Here is a 19715-nt window from a genome sequence, read left to right as displayed (position 1 = left end):
GCCTTGGAGGTTAACTGGACAAAATTAACCGGTCTCTCCCTGCATTCTTGGCCTCATAAAGCGCTTTATCAGCGCGGTCGAAAGCACTGAGTGCAGTGTCGTCGGCGTTAATTTGGGTGACCCCAATAGACACCGTGATTTGCACCTGCTCATTTTTGAACTTAAAAGGAATACTACGAATAGTGTGGCGCAGCTTCTCTAGCGGACGAACAACGTTATCGATGGATACGTTTGGCATCAGCATTACGAACTCTTCACCGCCAAAGCGAGCAATAAAGTCAGTACTGCGAATCGATTTTTTCATCGCCGTGGCCAAAACCTGCAGGGTTTTATCACCGGCACTGTGGCCATAACTATCATTAATTGACTTGAAGTGGTCGACATCAATGACCACCAAGCACAACGGGGTCTGATGGCGTTTAAAGTGTTTCAGCTCAAGATCCATGCGCTCATCAAAGGCAATACGATTTGGCAATTTAGTCAGCCCGTCTTGCAACGACACCAGACGTTGACGCTCAAGCTTGGTTTCATATTGTGCAACTTGCTGCTCCAACGCCTCGACTTGAGATTGCATACTGTGCAACGCTTGGCTGAGGGTGTCCCGTTGCTGCGCCTCTAATTTCTCTTTACTCAGTAATTGCTCGGTCAGGGCAGAGAGCTTAGATTCAACAGTTTCTTTGAGCGTTTGAATATCAGTCGCTTGCGCGGTTTGTTCACTCAAGTGATTGATGTTTTCATCAATTTGGCGATATACAGCACTGATTTTGCTATCTAATTGCTTAGAGCGGTCGCTGGTTTTTGCGATGGCTTGCTGCAATTCCGACAGGTTGTGATTTAACGCGGCAAGAAAGTGCTGAGCAGACTGGCGCTCTTTACTCAGGCTCAAGACGATGACGCGCATAATTTCAACGCTGGCATTGAGTAAGTTATCGATAGTGCTGGCAGCATTAATTTGTGATTTTAATTGCCGTAGATGCTCAGCCAATTCCCCTTCTAAGGAGATCTCACTGCTCAGCGCGTTAAGCTCATCAATTAAGGGCTGTAGTTGAGTATTATCGCTTGTGTCATCATCCCCTTGCTGATTACGACTGGCCATCACTTGGTCGTATATGGTGACTAACCGCTCTAGTATCGGCAAAAAGTCGACAGCGGTTTGTGCGTCGACCAGCTCGGTATTAAGTAGGTGGCGCAAGGTGCGTCTTAGCTCAGCGGGAATACCTTTACGCTTTTGCAAATTCAAGCCGGCCGCCTGCACACCTTGATGCAAGGCGCGAAAACGCGCTTCCAGATTGGCTTCATGGCGAGACAGTAAGTCAGTGAGCTCGTCTATCACAGGGAGCAGATCTTGATAGTTGGCGCCTTTGTGTAACAACTTTCTAAATGCGGCAAGACGGTTATCTAGCTCGATATCCATGCCTTTACACACCAAGGATAACTTGGCAATAAATTGCGCGAGGGTACGAACTTGCTCTTGGCGGGTGTTCTCGATTGTTTGCCGTTGGGAGACGGCGGAATTAAGCTTTTTTCTTAAGGCGTCGAGCTGCTCAGACACACCCGTTTTCCTTCTGTCTTACTATAGATTTTAGTGTACAACAATTTTCTTCGCTTTTCTGAACTACTCACCGATTTTTTGTTGTGAATCAGTAATTGGGCGCAAATGCTTGTTGTTTGTGCGCCCGAATTGGTAGGGTGGCGGCCATAGTATCATTTCTCTTTAGGTTTGAACGTGAAAAAAGCTTTACTGGGGGCAGCTATGGCTGCCCTTAGCCACTGCGCGCTGGCAGATACGCAATACACATTAACTATCGATGACGGTACACATCATTTGGGTGATGTACAGGTCCAATTTGATAAAATCGGACAAAGCTATATCGATGCCAAGCTACCAGCATGGCGCACGGGGCGCTACGACATATTAAATCTCGCCAATGGTGTGCGTTATTTCGAGGCCCTAGACAGTGAAGGTGATACGCTGAAATGGCAAAAAGTAGATAAAAGCACGTGGCGCATTTTTTTGGATAAACCCACAGCGGTGACCTTAAATTACCAAGTGTATGCCAATCAACTAGGCCTGCGTTCGCGCCACATTGACGACAGTCACGCTTTTATCGATGCCTCTGGCTTTTTTATGTTTAGTGAAGCAACCCGCAACGAGCCTGTTTCTGTGCAGCTTGATGTTCCTAAGCAATGGCGCTCCGTATCGGGAATGGATAATGGCGACAATGACCATCACTTTATCGCCAGTAATTACGATGTATTGGTGGACTCCCCCATAGAGAGCGGTATTAATAGCCATTATGAATTTACCGTTGACGGGCGCGATTATGAGCTCGTGATTTGGGGCCAAGGTAACTATGACGCCGAGAAAATGGTCACTGATTTAACCACCTTGGTAAAGACCGGTGATGTCATTTGGGATGATTACCCGTACCAGCGTTATGTGTTTATGGTGCATGCAACGTCCGGCGCTCGCGGTGCGACTGAACACTTGAACTCGACCATCATTCAACGTCATCGCGACAAGTTCGCCAAGCGTGAAGACTATTTGGGCTTTATTGCCACCGCAGCCCATGAATTTATTCACACCTGGAATGTTAAAGCTTATCGCCCTGAAGGGTTAGTACCCTATGATTACCTAGAGCCTAACTACTCGCGTTTATTGTGGCTTGCTGAAGGGTCGACCAGCTATCTTGAGGATCACCTTCTGCTGCGCAGTGAGTTAATGAGCAAAGAAGAGTTTTTTAAAGATTTGGGTAAGCGCATAGACCGCCACTTGAAGACGCCAGGACGCGAGGTGCAAAGTGCAGCACATACCAGTTTTGATAAATGGATTAATGCTGGCGGCGATCATGGTCGTAACTTTAGTACCAATATCTACTCTGAAGGCTCACTGATCTCCATGGTATTAGATTTAAAGCTGCTAAGCGACTCTGATGGCGCGGTAAGTTACCGTGATGTACATCGTGAACTGTATAAGCGCCATCGTCTGCCTGAAGGGTTTAACGAGGCGGATGTGTTGGCCATTCTCAACGATATCAGCGGCCAAGATTACACGCAGTGGTGGCAAAACCATGTTGATAGTCCACTGCAGGTCGATTTCGATACATTACTGGCGACGGTGGGGCTGCAGCGTACCTACTCAGAAGATGTCAAACAAAGCCCATCGCTAGACGTGCAAGGTAAGCTTGACAATGGCTTGATTGAGTTAACCCATGTGCGCAGAGACGGCGCTGCTTGGCAAGCGAACCTCACAGCAGGGGACAGCATCGTGGCTATCAACGGCAAGCGAGTTAGTAGCGATTTAGCTACCTTGGTTGAGCAATTCGCGGTGGGTGAGCAAGTTGAGATCACTTACTTTCGCAGAGATAACCTAAGAACCACCACGCTTACACTCGGTGGCGAATACAATGAGGCAGCGACTATCAAGGCCGTTGATAACCCGACAGCGGCGCAACAAGCGCTTTTCAAAGCCTGGATGGGAGTTGATTTAATCTAGTCGCATAAATGTGGCGTGCGCTTTACCTGCACGCCACATTTAATGAGAGCGAGAGTCTAAGTGCTGAGCATGGCTCTTGAGATTTTTAATCAAGTTTTTTCTCGCCATGATTTGTGCTGGCAAGGTGGTCAGCGCCAGCCACTGTTTTTGCAGTGGGTAGGGCTTGGGTTTATTTCGTCCTTTTGCGGCGATATCGCTGTCAAAAAAGTTATCTTGAGCGACGGGATAAGGCTTAATACTGACAACATCAACACCGGTTTCCCAGCAATATTGAATATCGGTATCTACCGGGCGGCTGATCTTGGTACTATGAGCTAATAGCTGTTTCGCACCTTGGCGGCTAATGACATAAGCACAGCAGCCACTCATGGGCTTATCATGCACCACTAAGTGCTGTTCACCACTGATTTGGGTGCTGTACTTCACTGGCCGCTCCCGGCCTTGATAACTGCATAACTTAACGATATCGATAGCCATGTTGGTGTTTATGATTGCCGAAATACTGTCGGCTAAATCACCACACAAGGTAAAGTCGTCCTCTAAAATTACCGCATACTCAGCACCGCTTTGTATCAAGGTTTGCCAACAGCGGCGATGGCTTAGATAACAACCAATTTCACCGGCACTAAGTGGGCGATAAAAATGACGGCAATTAGTCACCTTGCTGTAAACAGCGGACACTTGCTCTGCAGTTAAGGTTTTGCCGTTGACCGCCTCTATGCGTTCAAAGTCAAGTTGTTGGGCGTGGAGCTGTTGCTCGGCGCGAGCCAAGCGTTCTTGGCTGCCAGCCAAGTTAATGACATAGATAGGAACCATCATCCTCTCCTGTGATGGGTATGGGGCCAGTGTGGCGAATATTTAAGGCAGTAAGATGTAGAAAAAATGACAACCAGATGACATCAGCGGCCGCTGTCCTTTTTAGGGGGCCGCTGTAGCAGTGGTATTTATGCCTTATTTAACGCTAGTTCCCACCTCATAAGAGGTCATCCATGGGGTTCGTTTTGATAAAGATTTACCAGTATGTATCGAAACAACGGGGGCAGACTCATCAAGTACAAATGTCGTGCGTAGTGAGTTGGCAGACTCTTTTTGCTTTTCAAACCAATTTTCGCCCAAGCACTTACGAGTGAACTCCACTGCCTTGTTATGAATGCTAAGGGCTTGGGTTTTATCCTTATAACTTTCTTGGCAATGATAGTTCATGGTTTTATCATTAAGGGCGCTTATTTGGCAGCTTTCACCAATTAAGTTATAGCGTGATTGCCAGCTATCCATGTACTTTGATTGAATGCGTCCAAGCTTCAAGCCCTCAAATTGGTTGTCATATGCACCAACAAGCGCTTCTATTTTGTCGCAGGGACTGAGTTGGTCGACATATGCTTGATTCTCTTTTTGTTGCGGGCTGGTGCAACCACTAATAACAACCAGCGCCGCTAAGGTAGGATAAATTGCCTTCATGCCAATGAGTTCCTTAATTGGGGTACCCACAGGATACCCAACCAAAGGCCATGCTGGCAATATTTACTGTCAATTAATAGGTCTTAGTGGCGTGATTGTAAACAACTGACCACCTCAGACAATGACAAGCCTTGTCGCTGCAACAGCACGATTAGGTGATAAAGCAAGTCAGCGGCTTCGTTGGTCAGTTCCTGGTTATCATTTTTCATGGCAGCCAGGGCCACTTCGACACCTTCTTCGCCCACTTTTTGACAGCTGCGGCTGAGCTCTTTGGCAAATAACGAGGCGGTGTAACTGCTTTGCGGGTCGCTGTCCTTACGGGCAACGATAATTTGCTCCAGCTCAGCTAAAAACCCTAAGTTGGGTTTTGCATCGCCAAAACAACTTTGCGTGCCTAAATGACAAGTGGGTCCATCTGGGCGAGCAAAGACTAAAATGGAGTCTTGGTCGCAATCAGTGTACACGCGCTCAACGTGGAGATAATGACCAGAACTTTCTCCTTTGGTCCACAGGCGCTGTTTCGAGCGTGAATAGAAGGTGACCTTTTTACTTTCTAAGGTGTGCGTTAACGCCGCTTGATCCATAAACCCTTGCATGAGAATTTGTCCGGTATCAACATCTTGAATCAGCGCAGGAATTAACGGCGCTTTGGCAAAATTTACTTCGTTTACATTGCTAATATCTAATCGCATAATCGAGTCGCTATGTTGTTATCGGCGAGGTGACGTTTTAAATCGCCAATATTAATAAGTTTTTTGTGAAACACGCTTGCCGCCAAAGCGCCGTCAACATTAGCTTGGTTAAAGACATCGCTAAAGTCGCTGATGGTTCCTGCGCCTCCTGAGGCAATCAACGGCACATCGCAACGTTGGCGTACCTTGCTTAGCTGGGCAATATCATAGCCGTTGCGCACACCGTCCTGATTCATACAGTTTAGTACGATTTCTCCGGCTCCGAGCTGCTGTACGCGCTCGACCCATTCCAAGGTGTTGTAGCGGGTACGCGACGAAGCATTGGGATCGCCGGTTAATTGATACACCAAGTATTGATCGCTGTCCTTATCGTAAAAACTGTCGATGCCCACCACCACACATTGTTTGCCGAATTCATCATGTAATTCGCGAATAAGCTCGGGACGTGCGATGGCCGGGCTATTGATGCTAATTTTATCGGCGCCACGCTCCAAGACGCGGGCCGCATCAGCCACTGATTTTATACCGCCGGCAACACAAAAGGGGATATCGATGTGCCGGGCGATGCTCTCTACCCAGTTCACATCTAGCAGGCGTTTTTCGACACTGGCACTGATCTCATAAAACACCAGTTCATCGGCGCCTGCTGCGCTATAGGCCTCTGCCAAAGAGAGTATATCTCCGACTACCTCATGGCCTTTGAACTGCACGCCTTTTACTACTTGGCCGTCTTTGACGTCTAAACAGGGGATTATGCGTTTTGATAGCATGCCAGCGCCTCCTCAACATTGAACGCGCCATCAAGCAAGGATTTACCAAGAATAACGCCTTGCGTACCTATGGCCTTGAGTTTGGCAATGTCTTCTAAGGAACTTACGCCCCCGGAGGCTTGGATGCGTAAACGGCTGTTATGCTCTTGCAGTTGCTGATAAAGCGCAAATGAAGGCCCGCTCATGGTGCCATCTTTGGAGATATCGGTGCATAAGAAATCCTGCACCCCGAGATCACTGTAGTAGTCAACTAAGCTAAATAACGAGACATCTGCACTTTGCAGCCAACCGTGTGTTGCAGGGGCCCAGCCAGTGTCCGTTTTATTTACATCTAGGGCGATAACGAAGTGCTGCGCGCCATATTCACGGATCCACTGGGCAACTTGCTGTTGCTCGTTCACCGCCTTGGAGCCGATAACCACTTGCGCTGCACCGGCTTCTAGCCACTGCTCGACATCGGCACTGCTACGTACACCGCCGCCGATTTGATAGGGAACCTTTAGCTGTGCGGTCGCTGCTTGGATTTGCTGCCATTGCTTTTTGCTTGGGTCGCGCGCGCCTTCTAAATCGACTAAGTGTAACTTTTGTGCCCCTTGGGCCTGATATTCGCTTAATCGCGCTTGCAAATCAAAGGGGTAGAACTGGGCTGTATCGTACTTGCCTTGAAATAAGCGCACGATTTGTTGTTGTAATATATCTAATGCTGGAATAATCATACTCAATCCTTAGACTTGCCAATCAATGAAGTTCTGCAATAACCGGGCGCCGACTTTTGCGCTGCGCTCAGGGTGAAACTGCATGCCGGCAAAGTTATTGTCGGCGACAATGGCGGAAAACTGTTGTCCGTATTCACTTGAGGCCAAGGTCGCCTGATTACAGGCATGGGCAAAGCTATGTACAAAATACACTTGGTCGTCGCTGCGTACCCCTTTAGTTAACGGGTGTTCACGCTCGATGTGCAGGCGATTCCAGCCCATATGCGGTGCACTGAGCGTACCCACCTGCAGCTCACTAACGTGCCCAGGAATAACCCCTAAACACGGCGTATCTCCCTCATCGGTATAGTCACACTGCATTTGCATGCCTAAGCAAATGCCAAGCAGTGGCCGCTGAAACTCGCTGATCGCTTGCTGCCAGCCGCCTTGCTTTAGGCGCTGCATTGCTACCTTGGCGTGGCCGACACCCGGTAACACTGCGCGCTCAAATGTGGCCAACTGCTCCGGGGAGGTGATCACTTCGACATCTTGCCCTAAGCGCTCAAAGGCGAAGCGCACCGAATTAATGTTGGCGCAGCCGGTATTAATGATGGCAATCATAACACCCCCTTTGAGCTTGCCATTTGCTGAGAGCTATCAAGGGCGATGGCCATGCGCAGGGCCCGAGAGAAGGCCTTGAACAGCCCCTCCACCTGGTGGTGGCAATTGCCCGGTGAAACAGACAAAATCAGCGAAATCGCGGCATTGTCACTGAGACTTTTGAAGAAGTGCTCGACCATTTGCACATCCAAATCACCGACTTTATCGCGGCTAAAGTCGGCATTCAGCACGAACGATGCACGACCAGAAAGGTCAATTTGCGCCTCGGCTTTGCACTCATCCATCGGCAGAGCAAAGCCGTAGCGAGCAATTTGTGATTTCGTGCCGAGGGCTTGGCGCAGCGCTTGACCAAGGGCAATGCCGACATCTTCCACTAGGTGGTGCTCATCAATGTGTAAGTCGCCACTGGCGTTAATATCCAAAGCGATATTGGCGTGGGTACGAATTTGCTCCAACATATGGTCGAAGAAACCAAGCCCAGTGCTGATAGTGCCTTGGGCGTTACTATCTAGATTGACGGCCACGGAGATTTGCGTTTCTTTGGTATCACGCGATACCGCACCGCTGCGATTAGCGCTGGTCAGCTCGGTGACAATCTGCGGCCAATTATTGTTATAAAGAATACCGCGTATACACAGGTTTTCTGCCAACCCGAGATCGGTCTGGCGGTCGCCAATCACATAAGAGCGATTCAGATCCACTTTACCTGAGCGCATCAGCTGCGTCAGTAAACCGGTTTTCGGTTTACGACAGTTGCAATTATCGCTATCGAAGTGAGGACAAATTAATACCTCGTCAAAGTGGATACCTTGCGAGCTAAAAATCTCCATCATAGCGTTATGGGGCAGACTGAAATCTGCTTGTGGGAAGCTCTCAGTTCCTAGGCCATCTTGGTTCGATACCATGACTAACCGATAGCCGGCATTTTGCAGCGCTAATAACGCCACAATAACATCCGGTAGCAGCTTAAGCTTTTCCAGTGAGTCGACTTGTTTATCGCTGCTCGGCTCCTCAATCAGAGTGCCATCACGGTCAATGAATAAATACGGGTTGCTCATTGTGGTTCCTTGGTTGTTGGCGCTGGGCTGGTTAAGCTGTCCAGCCAGGCTTTTACTTCATTTAACTCTTGTTCATTGCCAATGGAAATACGTAGCCAATTATCCTCACCAAACAAGGTAAAAGGGCGCATTACCAAGCCGCGCTCATAGGCCAGGCCAATCGCGGCTTTATCTCTGAGCTGGAGGGTGACAAAATTTCCCTCGCCAGTGAGTACTTGGCTAATCGCCGCGCTGCTTTGCAGCCAATCGACTAGCTGGGCCTTCAAGGTATTGAGAATACTCACTTGTCGGCGCATGGAAATGATGTTGGCACTACTTACGGCTTGTTCAGCAATGTCAGCGATAACTGTGGCGACGGGGTAGGGAGCAATCACTTTGCGCAGCGGTGCTAAGGTATCTTGCTGCGCCAAGGTAAAACCGGTACGCAGCCCCGCTAAAGCAAAGGCCTTGGAAAGGGTGCGCAGCACCACGATATTGGCGTTTGTTTTAATGAGCTGCGCGGCACTGTGCTGATAGCAGAACTCAATGTAGGCTTCATCGACCACAACAATGGCACGCTTGGCTAAACGCTGTGCCAATTCGGCGATTTTGTCAACGCTGATAAGAGCGCCGGTGGGGTTGTTGGGGTTACAAATAAACACCAGCTTAGCAGCACCGACTAACTCGCTGAGCTCGCTGGCACTGGCTTGTTGTAGTTGTGCTTGGCTAAGCTCATTAATGCCGATGTTATGGGTGTCGGCGCTGACTTTATACATGCCATAGGTGGGCGTAAACAGCGCAATACTGTCAACTCCGCTTTGGCAGTAGGTGCGCATCAGGAGTTCAATACCCTCGTCAGCCCCTCGGGTCATTAACACTTGCTCAGGTTGCAGCTCGCTGTAGCGGGCATAGGCCTCAATCACCGCTGGCGGCTGTGGGTCGGGATAGCGATTCAAATTGGATGCGCTGACGTTATAGGCTTTGCTATACGGGCTTTCGTTGGCGTTGAGCCACGTAGTGCCGCTGAGCTTTTCACTTTTTGCCGAGCTGTACGCCTTCAATGCGGCGATATTATCCGGTAATAACTCTGTAGTCATGAGGACGCTCCTAAACGTACGCGAACTGCATTGGCATGTGCATCCAAGCCTTCAGCTTCGGCAATTGGTATAATGGCGTTGGCCAAATCAATAAGACCATTTTTAGTCACTGTTTGCACCGTGTAGGTGCGGTAAAAATCGAGCAAGCTAAGGCTCGAATATACTTTTGAATAACCATAGGTCGGTAACACATGGTTGGTGCCCGACGCATAGTCACCGGCAGATTCAGGGGTATAATCGCCGACAAAGATGGAGCCAACATTCTTTATGTTGTTTAGGTACGGGGTGCTGTCGCCAAGTTGCAAAATTAAGTGCTCGGGGCCGTAAAGATTCGAGATGCGCACCGCTTGGTCAATATCTCTCACTTTAATTAGCGCCGAGTGTGCAAGCGCCTGACGGGCAATATCGGCGCGACTCAGGGTGGCCAGCTGTCGCTCTAAGGCACGCTCAGTGGCGGCAATGACCTCATCGCTGTCACTGAGCAAAATGACTTGTGAGTCCGGACCATGCTCGGCCTGCGACAGCAAATCGGCGGCAACGTATTCACCATTGGCGCGGCTATCGGCAATAATCAGCACTTCAGAGGGGCCGGCAGGCATGTCGATGGCAAGACCAGGCACCTGTTGTGCAGCGAGCTGTTTGGCCATGGTGACATACGCATTGCCCGGGCCAAAAATTTTATTCACTTGCGGGATAGATTCACTGCCAAAGGCCATTGCCGCTATCGCTGCCGCTCCGCCAATTTGCATGATTTGCGTGATGCCGCATAGCTTGGCAGCATAGCGAATAGCCGGGTGTACTTGCTCATCGCCTTTGACCGGGGTGGCCAATACCACGGTGCTGGCACCACTGAGCTGTGCCAACACCCCTTGCATTAGCACCGAAGAGGGCAGCGGCGCACTGCCGCCGGGTACATAAATGCCCACCGCGTCAATGGCCTCATAGCGCAACTCACAAGAAACGCCCGGTTGCGTACTCAGGCTGATTGACTTCGGTTGTTGCGCTTGGTGAAAGCGTTTGATGTTGGTGTACGCTTGCTCAATAGCCGCTTTTAGTTCTTCGCTCAACTGTTGCTGGGCATCGATGATATCCTGTTGTGGACATAAAATTTCCGCCTCAGTCGAGCGCTTATCAAGCTTTGCGGCAATGGCTTTGAGTGCGCTATCACCTTGTTGTTGCACCTTGGCCATAATGTCTTCACAGATGGGGCGCACATGATCGGCAGCAGCAACCCCTGGGCGCTGTAATAGCGCCTGCTGTTGTTCGCCGCTCAAAGAGTTCCACACAATCATGCTAATTACTCCATCATCTTTTCAATGGGCATGACTAAGATAGAGTTAGCGCCGAGGGCCTTGAGCGACTCCATGGTTTCCCAAAACAGTGTTTCGCTGCTAACCATGTGCAGGGCCACGTAATCATCGCTGCCAGCGAGTGCAAGCAAGGTGGGTTGTCCGGTCCCCGGAAGTAAAGCGCAGATATCATCAAGTTTGGCCTTTGGCGCGTGCATCATGATGTATTTGCTTTCCTTCGCTTGTTTAACACCACGTAGGCGCGGCATCAGCTTGTCGATTAGCGCCAGCTTATCGTCATCAGCGAGCTCTTGATTTTGGATTAGGCAGGCATTGGACTCTAAAATAGTGTCGCCTTGCATCAGGCCGTTGGCCTCTAGGGTGGCACCGGTCGATACCAAGTCACAGATAGCATCAGCCAGTCCAGCACGCGGCGCAACCTCGACCGAGCCGGTGAGCATAACTACACTGGCGTCAATGTTCTCACGCTCTAGGTACTGGCTTAGGATTTCAGGGTAGGTGGTGGCGATACGTTTGCCGTTGAACCACTGCTTGTCTTGTGCGCCGAGCTCCTGGGGCCAGGCTAACGCAAGACGACAGTAACCGAAGTCTAATTTTGCCAGTTTCTTAACGGCAAAGCTGGCGCTGCTGTTGCGGCGTTCGGCTTGCACCTCTTCGAGCACGTTCTCGCCTACGATACCCAAATCGCATACGCCATCCATAACTAAACCAGGGATATCGTCATCACGTACCCGCAGCACGTCGATAGGCATGTTGGTGGCGTGAGCAATTAAGCGCTGCTCACGCAGATTAAGTTTAACGCCAAGTTGCTTCAGCAGGTTTTGGCAATCTTTGGAAAGACGCCCTGACTTTTGGATTGCGATACGTAAACGTTTGTTGTTGCTCATAATTCATTTCCTTAATAGATAAAACTAAAAACCCCGAGGGGAAACCTCGGGGCGAAAATGAATCTTGCTATATCGTCGCCAGAGGTTCCTTTTAGGAATAACCCCCCAGCGAAAGACCTGACAGGCTATTCGGTGCTGTGGTGATGATGATGAATAGTTATCAGAATCGTTGTCATGGTCGTATGCTCTTTAGTGTGTTTGCGTTGTTTGTTGACTACGCACATAGATAATCATAGTTCTTATAAGCAGTGCAACTACTTTTTTACAAAAATTAAAGTATAAGGTATAACGGCCGATAATAGTCTATAGGTACAACTACTTTGTTAGTGTTGATAAAAGGAAAGCGGTATGGATGTTATGATCCCTTTTTTAGGGCGGATAACGCGCCTAGAAGTGCACCACAATGGCGCTTTTCACGTTGCCGGTGTTAAAGATAACAAAGTTGCGAAGGTGCGCAACGAGCGCAAACAAGACAAGGAAACGCGTGGGCAGGAAACATTTGTTGAAGACACGCAAAAGAAAAAAGGCAAGGACTCATCGCCTCACCTCGATACCTGGGCCTAGTGCTTAGAAGTAAAGGTGCTCTTTGATTTCACCAGCTACTTTAATCTCACACTTGTCACCCGATTTATTATTGGAGCCTTGGATCACCCCGGCAATAGCGCCAAAAGCACCGCCTTGCTCCTGAAGTACCGAACCGAAGTAGCAGTAGCTGGAAAACTCCTCGCCTTTGTACTTGGTACTCATATTCAACGTAGGCGTATATGGAGGGAAACTGCCCTTCATCGCTGGGTCGCCATTAATACTAAGCTCTAATTTATTTTTATCGACATTGTATACACCACCGAATACATAATCGGTGCCGTTTACTGAAACCGTTTTATCTTGGGCAACGCGCGGTGGGGTCGATTTACAGCCACTGAGAAGTGCAGCGGCGACAACGGCAGAGACAACGACTAATTGTTTCATTGTTAAGTCCTTTTAGAGGGTTGTTTTAGCGCCAGAATATTAACCGAGCGTTGCCAAAATGACAACATAATATTGGCCTGTTGGTAGCAACTGATTTTTTCGTTATCATGTGCGCCTGTCCACCGAGCGCAATATTCATGACCATCGAGCAGTTATTCTCGCAAACCGGGCCTTTGGCTCTCGCACTGAAAGGCTACCAACCTCGCCAAGCGCAAATAGATATGGCGCAGGTGTGTAACTCGGCATTAAAGCATTCTCAACAAGCGATTGTTGAAGCAGAAACCGGCACCGGTAAAACCTTTGCTTACTTGCTTCCTGCGTTGGTGAACAAAGGCAAATATATTATCTCCACGGGCTCAAAGGCGTTACAAGAACAGCTCTATCACCGCGATTTACCCACTGTCTACAAAGCCTTGGGCAGTGCTAAAAAGAAAGCTCTATTAAAAGGGCGCGCTAATTATGTGTGCCATTATCGCCTTAATCAACATGTTGCTCATGTTCCAAGTGACGACGCCGATATCATGCATCAGTTAGCCATGGTGGCAAAGTTTGCAGCACAAACACGCAGTGGCGATATTGCCGATTGCGTGGGCATCGAAGATGATGCCAAGGTTCTGCCATACGTCACTTCCACTGCTGATAACTGCCTTGGGCGCGAGTGCCCTGATTTCGACAGTTGTTTCATTCGTAAAGCCCGTCAACGCGCCGCAGATGCCGATATCGTCGTCATTAACCATCACTTATTCTTTGCTGATATGGCGGTGAAAGACAGTGGTTTTGCCGAGTTGTTACCTGGGGCCGATGGCTATATTTTTGATGAGGCTCATCAATTGGCCGATATTGCCAGTGACTACTTTGGCGAAACAATATCGACGAAGAAGATTCTCGCTTTTATCACCGACGCGCGAATGCTTTATCGCAGCGAATTACGTGATATGTTGCAACTGGGTAAGACGCTGGACAAATTAGAATCGGCAACCAAGGACATGCGTTTGGCCTTTGGCAGTGACGGCGGGCGCGGAGACTGGCGAAAAGCGCTGACTGATAAAGCCCTGTGTGACGCGATTCACCGTGTTAATAAAGACTTAGCATTTTTAAACCAAGTGCTTAAGTTATGCTTAGAGCGCAGTGAATTGGTGGAGCCGATGTTAGAGCGCTTGATGACATTGAAAGGCCAACTCGATCGCGCTTTTGATGTGTCAGTGCGTGGCTATAGTTACTGGTATGAAGCCACTCGCTACCATTTAACCATTCACATTACCCCGTTGAACATAGCGGCCAAATTCAAAGAGATGCTCAGCGAGCGAGAGGCGGGTTTCGTCTTTACTTCTGCGACATTATCGGTCAATGACAGCTTACAACACTTTAGTGATGCGCTGGGTTTATCTCCTTCGCGTACATTGATGCTGGCCAGTCCTTTTGACTATCAACATCAGGCACTGCTTTGTTTACCTCGCTATCTACCTGAGGCTAATTCCGATGCCATGCCAAGGGCGCTGGTGAGCATTTGTCAGCAAGTTATCCGCGCCGCAAAAGGGCGCTGTTTTTTGCTCTTTACTTCCTATCGTGTCATGCACATGGTCGCTGAGGTATTATGCCAACAGATGGACTATCCAGTGTTTGTGCAAGGGCAAATGTCCAAGCGCTTGTTGCTTGAGCGCTTTACTCGTCATGGCAATGCGGTATTAATGGGCACCGCGTCATTTTGGGAAGGGGTAGATGTGCGTGGCAGCGCGCTGAGCTGCGTGGTGATAGATAAACTGCCTTTTGTGGCCCCCGACGACCCATTATTACAAGCAAGAATGCAGGACTGTGAGCAAAGTGGCGGCGAACCGTTTGCGCAGATTCAACTGCCAAGAGCGGTTATAGCGCTCAAGCAGGGGGTTGGCCGGCTGATCCGTGATAGCCAAGATCGCGGTGTTTTAGTATTATGTGATAACAGAGTGATCACCCGCGACTACGGCCAAGTCTTTCTAAAAAGCTTGCCGAATATGCGTCGTAGCCGTGATATGAATGAAGTAAACGCCTTTTTAGCAGCAATAGATTAACCATGACCAACACCATTTTAGCCATCGATGCTTCCACAGAAGCGCTTTCTATCGCCTTAACCCACCAAGGACAGCAATATTGTTTCTTTGATGTCTGTCCACAGCAGCACAGCCAACGTATTTTAACTGAAATAGACACGCTACTTGCCAAGGCCAATTGCGCGCTAAAAGAGGTGGACGTTATCGGCTATTGCGAAGGACCAGGTAGCTTCACCGGCGTGCGCATCAGCGTCTCGGTGGCTCAAGGGCTCGCATTTTCAGCGCAAAAGCCCGTTGTCGGTATCTCTTCGCTGGCCATGATGGCGCAGCAAGCGATAGAGCAACGTGGTGTAAACCAAGTAGTGTCGGCCATTGATGCGCGTATGGGTGAGCTTTATGTGGGGGCTTTTGAGAATATCAATGGCCTTGCCACGCTGGTCGGCACGCAGCAGGTGGTGAAGCCCGAAGCACTCGCAGTCCCTTTTGATGCGGCCCTTGCCGTTGGCACCGGGTGGCAAAGTTACCCTGATTTAGCTCACTCAGTAGCCGGCATTAGCGTTGATGAGCATATTACCTTACCGAATAGTCAGTTTATGCTGGCGCTGGTGGCAGAGCAATTCGCACAAGGCCAACAGCACAGTGCCAGTGAAGCGCAGCCGGTGTATGTTCGTGACACGGTTACGTGGAAGAAATTACCCGGACGCGAATAAACATTGCGCAAACTCGCTGTTTATATCACACTCAATAAGTCGCTAGATTTTTATATATTATTGGTATGACGATACGTACGGTCAATTCACTCACGACTAACCCAGCGCTGGAACTGAAAAGAAATCAACAGCCTGTCGGAGATGGACGCGCTCAAGAAAAACCGGCTCTAGAGCAGCCCGCGTCGTCTGTTAAAGACTCCAGTCAAGGTCGTCGCTTAGCGGATGCCCTATATCGTCAGACCATTTACGACCAACCTGCCAATACCCGCACGAGTAATGCGATTGCCACGTATAAAGAATACGCGTTTTTAGAGCGTCGCCAAGAAGTGCAGTCCATGCTTAGCGTGAGTGTCTACGCATAACCTGAGCGACGTTTTTAAATTATGGACATTACCTCTTATTAACGTTAACTTAACTGCTCTTAGAAAATAATAATAAAAGTTGATTAACTCGTGCTTCACCGCGTATTTGATGTACTTGCTCGCGGCGCTGCCAAGTTAGCGGCCAACACCGTTATTCTCTCGCTGCGAGAAGGGTACATAGCCCTCATCCCATTCTTTATTATGGCGGCGCTAGTTTCTTTGGTGACTCACTGGCTTGGCTACGAGCATTTACAGGGGCCTTATGCCTATTTGCATTCTTTCAATAACCTAATATGGACGTTATTTCCGATAACGACATTGCTGTCATTTAGTTACTATTTAGCGAAGAACCTCAAGTTAAATACCTTCGCCGCACCGATTTTAGTGCTTACTTGTTTTTGTGTCGCTACAGGCTATATCTACGCGCTCGATAGCGGTGGGGTGGGTATAAATAATCGCGCCGGTGTGCTGTACACCATTCTTATGCCGATATTTTGTTGCTACCTGTTGCGCTCTGCATTGAGCTTACGTTGGCTTAGAATTATGTCCGTGGGCAATGTCAGCTTGTTTTTGGTCAAGCATCTCAATTTAATGCTGCCATACGTGCTGACCGTTTTTGTAACCTTTGTTTTATTTCCTTATTTTGACTCTGGATTGGCCGCTTGCTTGTCGTGGTTAAGCGCAAGTCACAGCGATTGGAGCCAATGGCAGCAGTTAATGTCGCAAATTATATTTAGCCACGTGTTTTGGCTCTTTGGTATTCATGGCGATAACACTTATCACATACTTGCCTCAGCAGAACTCACAGGTTACGAAGTGGTGCCTGGCCTAGATAACTACAGCTTCTTATCGACCTTTGTGGCTTTAGGCGGCAGTGGTGGCATTTGGGGTCTGCTAATCGCTTGTTTATTACAAGGAAAACAAAGTCATGAAAGCCAGATTGCTAAACTAAGCGCGCCATTTTCATTTTTCAATATCAGTGAAATAATGATGTATGCAGTGCCTGTGGTGTTTAATCCATTTTTCATTATTCCTTTTTTACTTTGTCCATTGGTAAATGCAGCTATTGCCTATGCGCTACTACAAAGCGGCGCTTTACCCCTAAGCAATATTGATTCGATACCCTGGTTCACTCCGGTGCTATTGAGCGGCTACTTATTAACTGGTGGCTTTATTGGCGTGGCACTGCAAGCGGGATTGGTGGCTATCAATACGCTTGTTTATTTACCCTTTGTACGTGCCAATAGTGCCCATAATATTAGTGGGCGTGAGCTCGATATTTTAGTGAAACGAGTCAGCGCAGGACGGCAACTTGAGCGCCACGTCGAAGCGCAATTCGCAAAGCGCAACACCGCGCAGTTTGCAGACCAGCGCCAGCTACATAAGGTGATCAGTGCCCTCAAAGAAGGCACTCTGTGTTTGTACTACCAGCCCAAAGTCGATAACACCACGCATAAAATCATTGGCTTCGAAGCGCTACTACGCTTAAAGCAAGCGGACGGTCAAATCAAAGCTCCGTGGTTTATTGACGTGCTTGAGCGCTTTGAGATGATGGATGTGGTGGACAGTTTTGTGATTGATCAGTTAGAGCTTGACTTATTGCAGTTTCAGCGCCATCAGATGAGCCCTAAAATTAGTTTTAATATTTCTCCTGATAATTTGATTAACCGTCGTTATCGCCGCGTGCTCAAGGCGTTCTCCAAGTTTCCTGGGCAAGTTGAGGTTGAGATTCTTGAGTCGTCCTACAATAACAATTTTGAACGCACCAAAGAAATCGTCGATAAATTGCGCGCCGCTCAGATTTTATGTGCGGTAGATGATTTTGGTACCGGCTACTCATGTTTAAATATTTTAAGTAAGCTAAATGTCGATACCATTAAGTTTGACCGCAGCTTGCTTCCGGTTAACGCCGAAGACAAGGCCACCTATTTATATGAAAATATGTCACAGCTTTGTAACAAGTTAGGGTTTAGTGTTGTCGCTGAGGGGGTGGAGTCGCCATTTCACGTTGACTACATAGCAACGCTCCCTGTGAATCTGATGCAAGGCTATTATTTTGACATGCCACTCACGCTTGAACAGGCGATGCGCAGATACAGTAGCTCTTAAGCTGTGATTTAAAGCAATAAAAAAGCCGCTCCAAGAGCGGCTTTTGAGTCTTCAGTTTTCAGTAGGGTTGTTAAACTATGTTAACAAGCAATAAAACATTAACGCATGATTACAATAAGATCAACAATGTTATTTATTGTTAATAAAGTTAATTAGCTTTTGTGCGATGTCAGTGTTGTTTTGCGACCCTATAAATTGTTCTGCGCCGTTGCCATAGGCAAACACAGGAACATCAATAGCAGTATGACCAGAGGTGGTCCATCCGGTAAAACTTGCTTCATTGATTAACTTTTTAACAGTCATGACCAGCGCATCTTCACCCACATTCTTCGCTTGGGTAAGTAAAACCTTACGTGCTTCGGTAAATTCCAATGCTGTGGTTTGTTGCCATACGGTGGCCATATCGTCGCTCGCCAGCAATCGCTCAGCAATGACACCCGCTGTAGCCGTAACGCCTTTAACCACATCGGCATGCCACAAGTATTGGCCATTGGCACCTATGGTCAAGCCACCGGTGGAGTGATCGGCTGTGATCACCAACAGTGTGTCTGGGTGGGCATCAACATAGGCTTTGGCTTTATCAATGGCATGGGCGAAATCGTCCATTTCTGCCATCGCACAAGCAATATCATTGGCATGGCCGCACCAGTCTATTTGACTGCCTTCGATCATTACAAAGAACGGATTCTCATTGGCTGCGAGTAGCGACAGTGCTTTATCGGTCATTTTCGTTAATCGTTTACTCTCTCCATCGAGGGCAAATGGCAAACCTTTAGCGGCATACAGACCCAGGGCTGGAATTTGCTGTAATTGTTCTAATTGACTGAGGTTATCGCTGTATTGATAGCCTTGAGCGATAAACTCATTCACTAAGTTTCTATCTTCGCGAATAAAGTACTGTGTACCCCCACCAAGCATTAAATCCACTGGCAGAGCGCCATTGATTTTATTATCGAAGAAATCATTGGCTATGTCATCGTAGTTACGGCGAGACTCGTTATGTGCAGCAAAGCTTGCGGGGGTCGCATGGTTGATTTGCGATGTGGCGACAAGCGCGGTCGTCATTTTGCGTTCTTTGGCTATCTCAAGCATCGTTTTAAGATCATGCTTGTGAGTATCCACAGCGATGGCGCCATTGTAGCTTTTCGTTGCAGTGGACAGAGCCGTTGCGCCAGCCGCGCTGTCAGTGACGATGGTATCGTCATCAGGATAAGTGTGTGCCATGCCCACGAGGATGGAATCGAATACGGTGGGCTCTACCACCTTAGTGTTTTTATCATCAACGTAGTAGCGATAAGCGCTGGTGTAGGCAGGGCCCATACCATCGCCAATCATATAAATAATGTTCTTAGGTGCTGCTTGCTCTGCGTTGGCAAAAAAACTTGCGCAGATCATCGAAGCGAATGTTAGAGTGCGTTTCATAATTTAGTCCTGTTGTGGCTTGGCAACATTTTAAACCCACAAATCAATAAATA

Annotated in this window: 19 protein-coding genes; 6 read left to right on the top strand and 13 right to left on the bottom strand. The window is 48.4% G+C overall.

Annotation, left to right across the window (positions count from 1 at the left end):
• Window positions 1–10: 10 nt before the first annotated feature.
• Entirely contained in the window at window positions 11–1552 is a 1542-nt protein-coding gene (locus tag MHM95_RS18850) for a GGDEF domain-containing protein (RefSeq protein WP_239384523.1), read from the bottom strand.
• A 174-nt stretch (window positions 1553–1726) separates the two neighbouring features.
• Between MHM95_RS18850 and MHM95_RS04890 the strand changes: the two genes are divergently transcribed.
• Entirely contained in the window at window positions 1727–3496 is a 1770-nt protein-coding gene (locus tag MHM95_RS04890; RefSeq protein ID WP_239384521.1) for a PDZ domain-containing protein, read from the top strand.
• A 39-nt stretch (window positions 3497–3535) separates the two neighbouring features.
• Here the strand turns inward: MHM95_RS04890 and MHM95_RS04885 are convergent, their stop codons facing one another.
• The 10 genes from MHM95_RS04885 to hisG form a co-directional block, all read right to left on the bottom strand.
• Window positions 3536–4312, bottom strand: a complete 777-nt coding sequence (locus tag MHM95_RS04885) for a glycosyltransferase family 25 protein (protein WP_239384519.1) — start codon at window positions 4310–4312, stop codon at window positions 3536–3538.
• A gap of 135 nt (window positions 4313–4447) precedes the next feature.
• Window positions 4448–4954, bottom strand: a complete 507-nt coding sequence (locus MHM95_RS04880) for a hypothetical protein (protein WP_239384517.1) — start codon at window positions 4952–4954, stop codon at window positions 4448–4450.
• Between the two features lie 83 nt (window positions 4955–5037).
• On the bottom strand, window positions 5038–5646 hold the full coding sequence (hisIE, locus tag MHM95_RS04875; protein ID WP_022946829.1) for a bifunctional phosphoribosyl-AMP cyclohydrolase/phosphoribosyl-ATP diphosphatase HisIE: 609 nt from the start codon (window positions 5644–5646) through the stop codon (window positions 5038–5040).
• A complete protein-coding gene (hisF, locus tag MHM95_RS04870; protein ID WP_239384515.1) occupies window positions 5637–6416 on the bottom strand; it encodes an imidazole glycerol phosphate synthase subunit HisF in 780 nt (259 codons plus the stop codon). Before hisF ends, hisIE begins: the two co-directional genes overlap by 10 nt.
• On the bottom strand, window positions 6398–7132 hold the full coding sequence (locus tag MHM95_RS04865; RefSeq protein WP_022946831.1) for a 1-(5-phosphoribosyl)-5-[(5-phosphoribosylamino)methylideneamino] imidazole-4-carboxamide isomerase: 735 nt from the start codon (window positions 7130–7132) through the stop codon (window positions 6398–6400). Before MHM95_RS04865 ends, hisF begins: the two co-directional genes overlap by 19 nt.
• Before the next feature lie 9 nt (window positions 7133–7141).
• Window positions 7142–7732: an imidazole glycerol phosphate synthase subunit HisH gene (gene hisH, locus MHM95_RS04860; protein ID WP_045979975.1), complete on the bottom strand. Its 591-nt coding sequence runs from the start codon at window positions 7730–7732 to the stop codon at window positions 7142–7144.
• A complete protein-coding gene (gene hisB, locus MHM95_RS04855; RefSeq protein ID WP_239384513.1) occupies window positions 7729–8790 on the bottom strand; it encodes a bifunctional histidinol-phosphatase/imidazoleglycerol-phosphate dehydratase HisB in 1062 nt (353 codons plus the stop codon). Before hisB ends, hisH begins: the two co-directional genes overlap by 4 nt.
• On the bottom strand, window positions 8787–9866 hold the full coding sequence (hisC, locus tag MHM95_RS04850; RefSeq protein ID WP_053909409.1) for a histidinol-phosphate transaminase: 1080 nt from the start codon (window positions 9864–9866) through the stop codon (window positions 8787–8789). Before hisC ends, hisB begins: the two co-directional genes overlap by 4 nt.
• Window positions 9863–11158: a histidinol dehydrogenase gene (hisD, locus tag MHM95_RS04845; protein ID WP_239384511.1), complete on the bottom strand. Its 1296-nt coding sequence runs from the start codon at window positions 11156–11158 to the stop codon at window positions 9863–9865. The genes hisC and hisD overlap by 4 nt, the downstream gene beginning before the upstream one ends.
• Before the next feature lie 5 nt (window positions 11159–11163).
• On the bottom strand, window positions 11164–12063 hold the full coding sequence (hisG, locus tag MHM95_RS04840; protein ID WP_045979979.1) for an ATP phosphoribosyltransferase: 900 nt from the start codon (window positions 12061–12063) through the stop codon (window positions 11164–11166).
• Window positions 12064–12411: 348 nt separating this feature from the next.
• Here hisG and MHM95_RS04835 point away from each other — a divergent pair, with 348 nt between their 5' ends.
• Complete coding sequence (locus MHM95_RS04835) at window positions 12412–12627, top strand: hypothetical protein (protein WP_022946837.1); 216 nt, start codon at window positions 12412–12414, stop codon at window positions 12625–12627.
• 3 nt (window positions 12628–12630) lie between these two features.
• On the opposite strand, the gene MHM95_RS04830 is transcribed toward MHM95_RS04835, so the two are convergent.
• Window positions 12631–13032, bottom strand: coding sequence for a hypothetical protein (locus tag MHM95_RS04830; RefSeq protein WP_022946838.1), 402 nt, complete (start codon window positions 13030–13032; stop codon window positions 12631–12633).
• A gap of 131 nt (window positions 13033–13163) precedes the next feature.
• Between MHM95_RS04830 and MHM95_RS04825 the strand changes: the two genes are divergently transcribed.
• The 4 genes from MHM95_RS04825 to MHM95_RS04810 all read left to right on the top strand — a co-directional run bounded on the left by MHM95_RS04825 (window position 13164) and on the right by MHM95_RS04810 (window position 18240).
• Window positions 13164–15080: an ATP-dependent DNA helicase gene (locus MHM95_RS04825; protein WP_239384923.1), complete on the top strand. Its 1917-nt coding sequence runs from the start codon at window positions 13164–13166 to the stop codon at window positions 15078–15080.
• 2 nt (window positions 15081–15082) lie between these two features.
• Window positions 15083–15769, top strand: coding sequence for a tRNA (adenosine(37)-N6)-threonylcarbamoyltransferase complex dimerization subunit type 1 TsaB (tsaB, locus tag MHM95_RS04820; RefSeq protein ID WP_151174198.1), 687 nt, complete (start codon window positions 15083–15085; stop codon window positions 15767–15769).
• 65 nt (window positions 15770–15834) lie between these two features.
• Window positions 15835–16131, top strand: coding sequence for a hypothetical protein (locus MHM95_RS04815; RefSeq protein WP_151174199.1), 297 nt, complete (start codon window positions 15835–15837; stop codon window positions 16129–16131).
• 90 nt (window positions 16132–16221) lie between these two features.
• Window positions 16222–18240, top strand: coding sequence for an EAL domain-containing protein (locus MHM95_RS04810; protein ID WP_239384509.1), 2019 nt, complete (start codon window positions 16222–16224; stop codon window positions 18238–18240).
• Between the two features lie 129 nt (window positions 18241–18369).
• Here the strand turns inward: MHM95_RS04810 and MHM95_RS04805 are convergent, their stop codons facing one another.
• Window positions 18370–19662: an alkaline phosphatase gene (locus tag MHM95_RS04805; RefSeq protein ID WP_239384507.1), complete on the bottom strand. Its 1293-nt coding sequence runs from the start codon at window positions 19660–19662 to the stop codon at window positions 18370–18372.
• Between the last annotated feature and the right edge of the window lie 53 nt (window positions 19663–19715).

It is taken from the genome of Pseudoalteromonas sp. CnMc7-15 (assembly GCF_022347925.1).
In the GTDB taxonomy this organism is placed as follows: domain Bacteria; phylum Pseudomonadota; class Gammaproteobacteria; order Enterobacterales; family Alteromonadaceae; genus Pseudoalteromonas; species Pseudoalteromonas ruthenica.
The sequence above is the reverse complement of the archived record's forward strand: the minus strand, read 5'-3'. Positions and strand labels throughout refer to the sequence as shown.

Coding starts and splice junctions, on each gene's coding strand:
- MHM95_RS04885 (WP_239384519.1), bottom strand. CDS start 4,312: ATGGTTCCTATCTATGTCATTAACTTGGCTGGCAGCCAAGAACGCTTG.
- MHM95_RS04880 (WP_239384517.1), bottom strand. CDS start 4,954: ATGAAGGCAATTTATCCTACCTTAGCGGCGCTGGTTGTTATTAGTGGT.
- hisIE (WP_022946829.1), bottom strand. CDS start 5,646: ATGCGATTAGATATTAGCAATGTAAACGAAGTAAATTTTGCCAAAGCG.
- hisF (WP_239384515.1), bottom strand. CDS start 6,416: ATGCTATCAAAACGCATAATCCCCTGTTTAGACGTCAAAGACGGCCAA.
- MHM95_RS04865 (WP_022946831.1), bottom strand. CDS start 7,132: ATGATTATTCCAGCATTAGATATATTACAACAACAAATCGTGCGCTTA.
- hisH (WP_045979975.1), bottom strand. CDS start 7,732: ATGATTGCCATCATTAATACCGGCTGCGCCAACATTAATTCGGTGCGC.
- hisB (WP_239384513.1), bottom strand. CDS start 8,790: ATGAGCAACCCGTATTTATTCATTGACCGTGATGGCACTCTGATTGAG.
- hisC (WP_053909409.1), bottom strand. CDS start 9,866: ATGACTACAGAGTTATTACCGGATAATATCGCCGCATTGAAGGCGTAC.
- hisD (WP_239384511.1), bottom strand. CDS start 11,158: ATGATTGTGTGGAACTCTTTGAGCGGCGAACAACAGCAGGCGCTATTA.
- hisG (WP_045979979.1), bottom strand. CDS start 12,063: ATGAGCAACAACAAACGTTTACGTATCGCAATCCAAAAGTCAGGGCGT.
- MHM95_RS04835 (WP_022946837.1), top strand. CDS start 12,412: ATGGATGTTATGATCCCTTTTTTAGGGCGGATAACGCGCCTAGAAGTG.
- MHM95_RS04830 (WP_022946838.1), bottom strand. CDS start 13,032: ATGAAACAATTAGTCGTTGTCTCTGCCGTTGTCGCCGCTGCACTTCTC.
- tsaB (WP_151174198.1), top strand. CDS start 15,083: ATGACCAACACCATTTTAGCCATCGATGCTTCCACAGAAGCGCTTTCT.
- MHM95_RS04815 (WP_151174199.1), top strand. CDS start 15,835: ATGACGATACGTACGGTCAATTCACTCACGACTAACCCAGCGCTGGAA.
- MHM95_RS04805 (WP_239384507.1), bottom strand. CDS start 19,662: ATGAAACGCACTCTAACATTCGCTTCGATGATCTGCGCAAGTTTTTTT.